The sequence below is a fragment of the Caballeronia sp. genome (assembly GCF_049581465.1).
In the GTDB taxonomy this organism is placed as follows: Bacteria; Pseudomonadota; Gammaproteobacteria; order Burkholderiales; family Burkholderiaceae; genus Caballeronia.
Window position 1 is genome coordinate 1 of sequence record NZ_JBAUSA010001053.1, and the last position, 2,069, is coordinate 2,069.

Annotated in this window: 2 protein-coding genes; both read left to right on the forward strand. The window is 61.9% G+C overall.

What is annotated here, in order from left to right; genetic code table 11:
* On the forward strand, nt 1-744 hold a 744-nt coding region (locus WCA53_RS25765; protein WP_423917080.1), incomplete at its 5' end, for a GntR family transcriptional regulator.
* Nucleotides 745-782: 38 nt separating this feature from the next.
* Nucleotides 783-2,069 (forward strand): malonate decarboxylase subunit alpha (locus WCA53_RS25770; RefSeq protein ID WP_423917082.1); only part of this gene is annotated, 1,287 nt, incomplete at its 3' end.

Sequence of the window (2,069 nt, forward strand, 5' to 3'; positions counted from 1 at the left end):
CCCATGGACGAAGCAATGAGCGAGCCCTTTCACCTTGCGCAGTTCGAGCCGCGACAAAGCGCGTCGCGCTATATCGCCGACGCGTTGCGCGTGGCGATCGTGGAAGGCTCGTTGCGGCCAGGCGAACCGCTGCGCCAGGACGCGATTGCCCGGCAATTTTCGGTTAGCGCAATTCCGGTGCGCGAAGCGTTCAGGCAACTGGAAAGCGAAGGCTGGGTGTCGATCGAGCCGAATCGCGGTGCATCGGTGAGTACCCAATCCCCCGATGAAGCCCGCGAGATCTACGAAATTCGCGCCGCTCTGGAAAGCCTGGCAATCGGCCTCGCGATCGAGCGCCACACGGAAGAAAGTTTGGCGACGGCGCGCGAATTGCTCGTTGCCGCCGCGCGCGAACCTGACCCAGCGCTGTATGTGGTGCGCAACGAGCAGTTCCACATGAGCCTGTACGCGCCCGCCGGCCGTCCTCACTTGATGGAGCTGATCGGCACGATGCATCGGCGGGGCGAGCGATATCTACGGTTGAAACTGGGCATGCCGACGTTCAAGGGTCAGTCCGACGCCGAGCACGAGGCGATTCTCAATGCGCTACTCGCGCGCGATATTGAAGCGGCGCAGACCCTCGTTGCGCGCCATTTGCTTGCAACTGGCGAACTGGTTTATCGTTTCCTGCGCGACGAGCAAGCCGAAGCACATCCACCTCCTGTCAAGCCGAGAAAGCGCCGTCGCGCGCCAAGCTCGTCCTGATCGTCCCGGCCGCTGAATAACATTAGAGGCAAATCCGCATGAATCCTCCTACCGAAGCCGCTCTCGCCCCGCGCCAGTGGAACACGCGCGCGCTGGAGAAAGCGCGTCGCCTGAAAGCAATCGATAGCTGGCTCGACCACGGCATGCTCAAGGCCGAACGCATTGTCGATGCACTTGAAGCGCTGATTTTGCCGGGCGACCGTATCGCGCTGGAAGGCAACAACCAGAAGCAGGCCGACTTTTTATCGCGCTCGCTGGCAAAGGTCGACCCCACGCGCGTGCATGACGTGCATCTGCTGATTTCGAGCATCAGCCGGCCGGAGCATCTGACGCTCTTCGAACGCGGCATCGCGCGCAAAGTGGACTTCGCGTTCGCCGGCCCGCAAAGCCTGCGCGTCGCGCAACTGCTGGAGGATGGGCTACTCGATATCGGCGCAATCCATACGTATGTCGAACTGTATGCGCGCATGTTCATCGACCTCACGCCGCAGGTGGCGCTGGTCTGCGCGGTCCAGGCCGACCGGGACGGCAACCTGTACACGGGGGCCAATACAGAAGACACGCCGACCATCGTGGAGGCGACCGCATTCCGCCATGGCATCGTGATCGCGCAAGTCAACGAGATCGTCGATCAACTGCCGCGTGTCGATATCCCCGCGTCATGGGTCGACATCGTCGTGCAGGCAGACCGCCCGTTTGCTGTCGAACCCTTGTTCACGCGCGATCCCCGTCATATCGGTGAATTGCAGGTGCTCATGGCCATGATGAGCATTCGCGGCATCTATGAGCGCTATGGCGTGACATCGCTCAATCATGGCGTTGGCTTCGATACCGCCGCGATCGAATTGCTGCTGCCGACCTACGGCGAATCGCTGGGATTGAAGGGCAAGATCTGCAGGAACTGGGCGCTCAATCCGCATCCCACACTGATCCCTGCTATTGAAAGTGGCTGGGTGGAGAGCATCCATTGCTTCGGCAGCGAAGTGGGCATGGAGGATTACGTCGCGGCACGTTCGGACGTGTTTTTCACCGGCCGCGACGGCAGCCTGCGATCGAACCGCGTGCTTTGCCAGCTTGCCGGGCAATACGGCGTGGATCTCTTTATCGGCTCGACCTTGCAGATGGACGCCGACGCGAATTCATCCACCGTCACGCTCGGGCGACTCGCCGGCTTCGGCGGCGCTCCGAACATGGGGCACGACCCGCGCGGCCGCCGTCATTCGAGCGCAGCATGGTTGGCGCTGTTGAAAAAAGACGGTCCCAACGACGCAATAGGACGCGGTCACAAGCTGGTGGTGGTGACCGCCGAGACCTTCAAGGCAGGC